Raw genomic sequence first — 7,847 nt, 5'->3', positions numbered from 1 at the left:
TTCTACATATATACATGATATTTTATCACAATAAAAACGATATATCATTATATTTAATTTTAATAAATATAATGATATATCGTAATAACGTGACAAATAACCATCATTTTCAACTCTTTTTTCTTCATAATTGTTATATAAATATATCTTTAAACACCTTAACAATATAAACTTGCTACTTCGGCAAACTTATAGAGCTTAGTTTTATGAAATAAATTTCCTATTCAAATTAACGACAATCGCTACTTTTGAGCAAGAATGTATTCAATAATGTAAAATACAAATGCTGTTTATTTCTCACAAAACAAAACACATATTTGTTGGAAATCTTACATATATTTAGTACACTAATAACTATGAAATACATAGGGCGATGGAATTCGCCATAACCGCTGCTTAGCTAATGACTCCTACCAGTATATACACTGGTAGGAGTCTATTTGTTTTGAGCACTCTATAAGAGAGGTGAAGGAAATGGTATATATTATTGTTGGTATTGCAGGTATATTAGGTGCTCTTGCCCGTTATTATTTAGGACTTAATATCGATATGTTTTGGCATCATATTTTCCCATTTGCTACATTATTGATTAATTTAATTGGCTGCTTTGTACTAAGCTGGATTACTACTTATATTTCTCGTTTGGACATTCTTCCTTCAGAGATTGTCACAGGAATTGGAACAGGATTTGTAGGATCATTTACTACTTTTTCTACTTTCAGTGTAGAGACTGTTAAATTAATCAATCATTCAGAATGGACACTTGCAATTTTATATGTATTATGCAGCATGTTGGGCGGTCTCCTTATGTCTGGACTGGGTTATAAATTTGGAGATATTTTATATGCAAAGCGTACTATCACAGCCAGAGGGGGAACTAAGTAATGACAGAGTATCATGCTTTATTGGTAGCGATTGGTGGTTTCTTTGGTGCCATTACCCGCTTTGGCATAAGCAATTGGTTCAAAAAAAGAAACGCAATATCTTTTCCGATTGCTACATTTCTGATCAATATAACAGGTGCATTTTTACTTGGATATATCGTTGGTAAAGGCATAGATAAAAGTTGGCAATTATTGTTAGGAACGGGGTTCATGGGGGCCTTCACTACATTTTCTACATTTAAATTGGAGTCTATCCAGCTTTTCACTAATAAAAAATTTGGCGTTTCCTTCCTATACCTAGGCGTCACTTATAGCATCGGTATCCTGCTCGCATTCCTTGGAATGAAGTTAGGCAGAATATAGTATTACAAAACAAAGTAGTGAAATGAAAACGAAAGGGATCGTGACATTTTTTATGAGTCACCATCCCTTTTGTTTTATTATGTGGACGATTTGAGTAAATCACAATGCTACATTGTATACGTTGACCCAAATGGAATTGCTGAGAAATGAGTTAGATATATACCAGGGTGTACGACATGCACAGGATGATGATAATATTGCAAGAAAAGGTGATGATTGTGCTGCATAGCTTGATAAACCGCATGAATCGTTGCCTGTGCCCCAGCTGCTGTAATCGCTGATGCAACTTGCCTTCCGTTGTCAAAATAATGATTTATCATAATCATTCATCTCACTTTTGTATGCATAATCAAATTACCTTTTACATGTTATGTCTATATCTCCAAGAAAGTGTTTGATTCCATGAATATAAAAATTAATTATTTCATATCTAAATATTGACGCTGGAAAATACACATCCTGATTGCATTATGATAGTTACCATCAACGAAAAATTCATCTTGTAACTCACCTTCAATTGCAAAACCGACTTTTTTGTAAATATGCGTAGCTTTTTCGTTTTCTTTATCTACTATTAAATAGATTTTGTGCATATTTAATACGGAAAAAGCGTAATCCATTGCTAAACGAGTTGCATACGCTGCATAACCATAACCTTGATACTTTGGATCGATGATAATTTGAAATTCTGTTCTTCGATGAATATAATCGATCTCCACTAATTCAACTAATCCAACCATATTGTTATCTTTTTCCACTATAAAACGACGTTCACTTTGATCATGAATGTGCTTATCATATAAATCCTGCAACTCCACAAAAGCTTCATAAGGTTCTTCAAACCAATAAGACATAATATGTGCATTGTTATTAAGCTCATGAACAAATTTCAAATCTTCTCGTTCTAAAGGGCGTAGTTTCAGTTCTTGACTCATTTTCTTACCCCCAAAGATAAAATAATTTCTCCGTCTAGTTTCTCAATTTTTTTCATTTCAAAACGCTCCTTTACAGCTCTCTACTCACATTTTAAACCTTGAAGTAACTTGAAGGTCAAGCGGGAGTAAATATGCGTTTGTTCTCTTTTCCCGAGTGAAATTTATAAAAAATAGTGCAAACCAACACCTTGGTCTGCACTATTTTTATATATATTTTATAGATTTGTTTTCATATACAGTACAAAATCATGTTTAATGTTTCTTCAAATCCCTCATATTAGATATATATAAAGCAATTACTAAAATGAGAATAGCTCCTGCATATAATAATGTTTCAAGTGGTTCTTCATGAGAAACAATAATTAATCGAATTAAAGCTGTAATTCCTATATAAATGAAATATCGTAATGGAAAATGGTAATTTGATTTGAAATATTTAATAATTAATGCAATAAATTCAAAGTATAAAAAGTAAACAATGATACTTTCAACTAATTTATAAGATGTGTATTTTTTTGCTGAAAATATGTATTGTATGAATGTGATTGTTTCATTAATTAAAAAGATAGATAGAACAATGGATAATATGATAAGAGCTGTATTTAATATCCATTGTAAAACACTGGCAATAAATTCATCAACATTAAATGATCGCATTTCTTCTAGCACTCCCCTTGTAGGTAAATCGTACTGGTACATTATAGCAAAACTGTCCTACTAAACAAAAGAACCGTAAAGAGAATTCATTTCGTTCCCCTTACGGCTATTCATGTTACAAACACGATTGAAGTTAATCTCATTCTTTTATAATCGTTGCACCATATGTGCTTCCTTTATTCTCACCTTTATAAATCGTATATACTGGTGTACTTTCTTTTATTGGCTGAGGAATGTTTGCTACGTTAATCAGACTCTTGTTCTGTAATAGCTTTCCATCCGACAGCTGTTATACCAGCTTCTAGACTTAAGCGACTCACTATTTTTTCAATAAGCGTAGCTTTTTTTGAATCACAATGCAAAAGTGCTCGTACAACTACTTTTTTGCCCTCTTCAATGTCTTCACTAAACAATTCTTTTAGACCAATTCCTTCTGTATGAACCATATGCATTAACAAGACTCTAATATGAGACTCATCTTTATCTAAACAGGTTGCTGATACCATATAGCTCATATCTTCTTGCTGTTGATCTCGAGACTTTTTGTTCATAAACAATGCCACAGGTCGAAGGAAAATGTTTGCTAAAATAACCCCGAAAGCACCAATAATACCCACTTTTAAAAATCCAGCCCCAACAAGAGTGCCAACTGCTGCAGCACACCATAATGTAGCAGCTGTATTTAATCCACGAATACTAAAACCATCTCGAATAATGACTCCACCGCCAAGAAAACCAATTCCACTTACAACCTGAGCAGCGATACGTGTAGGGCTTCCTTCTCCTGAAGTCATAACAGATAATAAAACAAACAAACAAGCTCCTAATGAAACGAGAGCATTCGTACGTAATCCAGCCATACGATGCCGCCATTGCCGCTCCGTTCCAATACAAGCTCCAGCAAATATAGCAACAAGTAAACGGATTACAATATCTTGCCATGCCATATCTTTCACCTCCAACTATCTATACATAGAGAAAGGAGGACTACAAAAGTAACCTCCTTTTTCATTCCATATTACTTTTTAACGATTATATGGTATAAAACTTTTCGCTACTTATTTTTGGTTTTAACATTGATTTTAATGGAAATTGCGCTTCTCCATTCATAATAGAAATATGCAATAAGAGTGCATGTTCAAAGTGCATATTTCTCACCTTCTTTCTGATAGAATTTCTGTTAAATCAGATTTACATGTCTAGAAAAGAAGATGTTATAACCAACTATGAAATTTCTTGATATACAACTGCTTAAGAAATTGAGTTAATACAGCATAGCCTGCTAAAATTCCTACTAACCATGGGAAATAGCTAAGTGGAAGTGGCTGTAACCCTACAGCAGCCCCTAGTGGGGAAAACGGAACGTAAATACCAATAGCCATAATGAGTGCTGTTAATAATAGGACCGGAATAGCGGCCGTACTTTGGATAAATGGAATCTTTGGTGTTCGAATCATATGCACAATCAACGTTTGCGTAAGTAATCCCACTACAAACCAGCCGGATTGGAACAAAGATTGTTCTGCAACCGTATTGGCACCAAACACATTCCACATCACAATAAATGTTGTAATATCAAAGATTGAACTAATAGGACCAATACAGATAATAAAATTGCGCATATTTGCAGTGTCCCATTTTCTAGGCTTCTCTAAGAACTCTTTATCCATCTTATCCCATGGAATAGAAAGCTGCGATAAATCATATAACAAGTTTTGAATTAATAAATGAATAGCTAACATCGGAAGAAACGGAATAAATGCACTTGCTACTAATACGCTAAATACGTTTCCAAAGTTAGAGCTTGCCGTCATTTTAATATATTTCAAAATATTCCCGAATGTTGTACGCCCTTCAATAATACCTTCTTCCAATACATTCAGGCTTTTTTCAAGCAAGATAATATCAGATGATTCTTTCGCAATATCTGTCGCTATATCAACAGAGATACCTACATCTGCATCGCGAAGTGCAACCGCATCATTAATACCGTCACCCATGTAACCTACAGTATGACCATTTGCTTGCAATGCTTTAATGACACGCGACTTTTGCATTGGATTTAATTTCGCAAATACAGTTGTTCTTTCTGCTAATTTTGCTAGTGCCTTTTCAGGTAAATGATCAATTTCATAGCCAAGTACAGGTTCCCCTATATCCAATCCTACTTCTTTACATACTTTGCGCGTTACAATTTCATTGTCACCAGTTAAAATTTTCACCTGTACGCCTTGTTCTTGTAATGTTCGAATTGCAGACGCTGCGGATGGTTTTGGAGGATCTAAAAATCCAATATATCCTGCGAAAATCATATCTGATTCATCTTGAATAGAATAAGCTTTTTCATCATTAGATGCTTCAAGCTTATAAGCCACTGCAATTACACGCATGCCGTCCTCATTTAATTGTTCACTAAGATACTTAACCTTACTCTTTACTTCTTTCGTAAGAGGAAGTATTTCATCATGAATATCCGTATGTGTACAAATAGATAAAATTTCTTCTACTGCACCCTTACAAACCATTAAGTTCATCTTGCTTGCATCTTTAACAACTACGGACATACGGCGCCTAGCAAAGTCAAATGGGATTTCATCTACTTTGTGAAATTCCTTTGTATCTAATTGATGTTTCTCTTCTGTATGCTGAATAACCGCTTTATCGATAAGGTTTTTTAATCCCGTTTGATAAAAACTATTTAGATAGGCTAGTTGTAATACACTTTTACATTGGTTTCCTGTTGGATCAAGATGACGGACTAATACGACTTTATCTTCAGTCAATGTTCCTGTTTTGTCTGTACAAAGAACATCCATTGCCCCAAGATTTTGAATTGAATTTAGCTGTTTCACAATTACTTTCTTTTTAGACATTTGCACAGCGCCTCTAGCTAAATTTGCCGTTACAATCATCGGAAGCATTTCCGGTGTTAGTCCCACAGCAACTGCAATCGCAAAGAAGAACGCTTCCTTCCAATCACCTTTTGAAATCCCATTAATGAAAAATACAATAGGCGTCATGACAAGCATAAATTTAATTAAAAGCCAACTTACTTTATTAACGCCTTTATCAAAGCTTGTTTCCGGACGTTTACCAATTACACTTTTTGCTAATGAACCAAAATAACTATTTGCGCCTGTTGATACAACGACAGCAGTTGCAGTTCCACTTACGATATTTGTTCCCATAAAACATAAATTATCCATTTCAAGCGGGTCGCCATTTCTTTTTGCATTAATATTTGAATTATGGAAATTTTCGTATTTTTCGACAGGCAAAGCTTCTCCAGTTAGAGCAGATTGGTTTACAAATAAATCTTTAGCTGAAAGAATGCGAACATCAGCTGGGACAATATCACCCGCAGAAAGCGTAATAATATCACCAGGTACAAGCTCTTCAATAGGAAGTTCCTGTGTATGATTGTTATTGATATCTGCTTTTTTATCCATGTTATGTTTGAATTCTTTCGTTCTCAAAACAGTAGCTGTCGTACGAACCATTGCCTTTAATTTTTCTGCTGCTTGTTGAGAACGGAATTCTTGCAAGAAACGAATGGTAGCACTTAAGACAACCATGACCGTTACAACAATAGTTCCTTTCATATCATCAGTAAAGAAAGACAAGATTCCTAAAGCTAACAATACGAAGATGAATGGATTTTTAAATGCTAGCAGCAATTGAATGTACCATGCTGGCGGCTTTTCATGTGCTACTTCATTTTTCCCATGTATATCAATACGTCTTTCAGCTTCTTTTTCAGAAAGCCCGTTTGGCGTTGTTTCTAAAAAAGCTAATGCGGATTGAACATCGGTTGTAGCAACTTCTACTAATATTTCATTGTTTTGCTTGATCACTTCTTGATTATGAGAAGTTTGTTTGTTTCGTTTTGGTGTACCTTTATTTGTTTGATACATGTCTGTTTGGACATGTTCAAGTTGTTTTTTTGCACGTAACATCGGTAGTTTCCCCCTTTATACACGCAGGAGGAAATTCATTGTTTCTCGACTATCTATTTTTTTAGAGAGGGAGGAACAATTCGTTTCCTACCTACATGATGAAATATAAATGTAAAACATATGGGTATCGGGCTCGGTTCTCCAAGTGCCATCGTTCCCCACCTCCTTATCCGAATCATTTTTCTTGGATATGCTATGTTAAGATTGAGAGAAAGGTGTATCATTCCAACAAAAAAGGCCTTTACTCATAGACGAGTAAAGGCCTGAATATACACAAAATAAACACACTGATACCACCGCTAGTTCAAGCAGTCCATATCAGAATAATCGCACCTCTCCCTCGTCGAGCTTTAGCACTGTATAGCATAGGTTCAAACCAGCTACGTTAAAAAAGGCCTTCATTCCGACCTTTCCTGTTGACCCATTGGCGTCTCTCGACATTTTTGGGCAGCAGCGTTTCTCTATACAGGAGCCTCACCTAACAGAGTCATATTTAATTTTCATACATAATATACCCCCGCTAAAGAAAGGTGTCAATTATTTTTTTATTTAATTTTAAAGCATATAACAATTCAGTTTGATGTAAATATGATGCGAATCTTTGAAAAATCCATACAAATTTCTAACTGAACTGCACTTCATTTTTCTTTAATAATTCTAAGCATTCTTCCCCATTTTTCAATATCCATAGATACTACAAATGACATATCTTATTCACTTCTTTCTACACTTACCACCTGATTTTTCTTTTGTATACATAAATAAGAAACACTTGCCATGACAACAATTATACTACCAAAATAAATACCATATTTCGTCGTAAGTTCTACAATCGTCTCGATATGTTTACCAAATAGAGAACCAAGTATAAAATAAAGCAGCATAACCATACTGCTCAATAGACGATAATAACTCATGTAACTCCATTATGCACAAGACCTCCCCATACATTGCGTATTATGTAAGATAGCTTTTAGTATAGATAGCATTTCTTAATAAATATTTGGGAGGTTTCTTAAGTTTTTCTTAAGAGAATGAAAACTTTCGCTCAA

At 34.4% G+C, this 7,847-nt stretch carries 8 protein-coding genes and 2 riboswitches; of the genes, 2 read left to right on the top strand and 6 right to left on the bottom strand.

Annotated elements, in window-relative coordinates; translation table 11 throughout:
• Positions 1-360 precede the first annotated feature (360 nt).
• Positions 361-420, top strand: a riboswitch (Fluoride riboswitch).
• 54 nt (positions 421-474) lie between these two features.
• Together crcB (V7183_RS13690) and crcB (V7183_RS13685) are read left to right on the top strand one after the other, a co-directional pair.
• Positions 475-885 (top strand): fluoride efflux transporter CrcB, encoded by a 411-nt coding sequence (gene crcB / locus V7183_RS13690; protein WP_335359864.1) that lies wholly within the window; start codon positions 475-477, stop codon positions 883-885.
• Positions 885-1,247, top strand: coding sequence for a fluoride efflux transporter CrcB (crcB, locus tag V7183_RS13685; protein WP_335359863.1), 363 nt, complete (start codon positions 885-887; stop codon positions 1,245-1,247). Before crcB (V7183_RS13690) ends, crcB (V7183_RS13685) begins: the two co-directional genes overlap by 1 nt.
• Positions 1,248-1,354: 107 nt before the next feature.
• Here crcB (V7183_RS13685) and V7183_RS13680 read toward each other — a convergent pair whose 3' ends face one another.
• The 6 genes from V7183_RS13680 to V7183_RS13655 form a co-directional block, all read right to left on the bottom strand.
• Entirely contained in the window at positions 1,355-1,567 is a 213-nt protein-coding gene (locus V7183_RS13680) for a DUF3947 family protein (RefSeq protein ID WP_141523315.1), read from the bottom strand.
• 99 nt (positions 1,568-1,666) lie between these two features.
• A complete protein-coding gene (gene speG, locus V7183_RS13675; protein ID WP_335359862.1) occupies positions 1,667-2,182 on the bottom strand; it encodes a spermidine N1-acetyltransferase in 516 nt (171 codons plus the stop codon).
• A gap of 252 nt (positions 2,183-2,434) precedes the next feature.
• On the bottom strand, positions 2,435-2,839 hold the full coding sequence (psiE, locus tag V7183_RS13670; RefSeq protein ID WP_097897419.1) for a phosphate-starvation-inducible protein PsiE: 405 nt from the start codon (positions 2,837-2,839) through the stop codon (positions 2,435-2,437).
• A 245-nt stretch (positions 2,840-3,084) separates the two neighbouring features.
• Complete coding sequence (locus tag V7183_RS13665) at positions 3,085-3,786, bottom strand: MgtC/SapB family protein (protein WP_335359861.1); 702 nt, start codon at positions 3,784-3,786, stop codon at positions 3,085-3,087.
• Positions 3,787-4,053: 267 nt separating this feature from the next.
• Positions 4,054-6,753 (bottom strand): magnesium-translocating P-type ATPase, encoded by a 2,700-nt coding sequence (mgtA, locus tag V7183_RS13660; protein WP_335359865.1) that lies wholly within the window; start codon positions 6,751-6,753, stop codon positions 4,054-4,056.
• A 369-nt stretch (positions 6,754-7,122) separates the two neighbouring features.
• Positions 7,123-7,288, bottom strand: a riboswitch (M-box (ykoK) riboswitch).
• A 217-nt stretch (positions 7,289-7,505) separates the two neighbouring features.
• Positions 7,506-7,712 carry a hypothetical protein gene (locus V7183_RS13655; RefSeq protein WP_438825171.1) on the bottom strand — a complete coding sequence of 69 codons (207 nt, stop codon included), beginning with the start codon at positions 7,710-7,712 and terminating at the stop codon, positions 7,506-7,508.
• Positions 7,713-7,847: the final 135 nt, after the last annotated feature.

Origin of the sequence: Bacillus sp. JJ1127, from assembly GCF_036965845.1 — a bacterium.
In the GTDB taxonomy this organism is placed as follows: Bacteria; Bacillota; Bacilli; order Bacillales; family Bacillaceae_G; genus Bacillus_A.
This window is presented reverse-complemented; position numbering and strand designations above follow the sequence as displayed.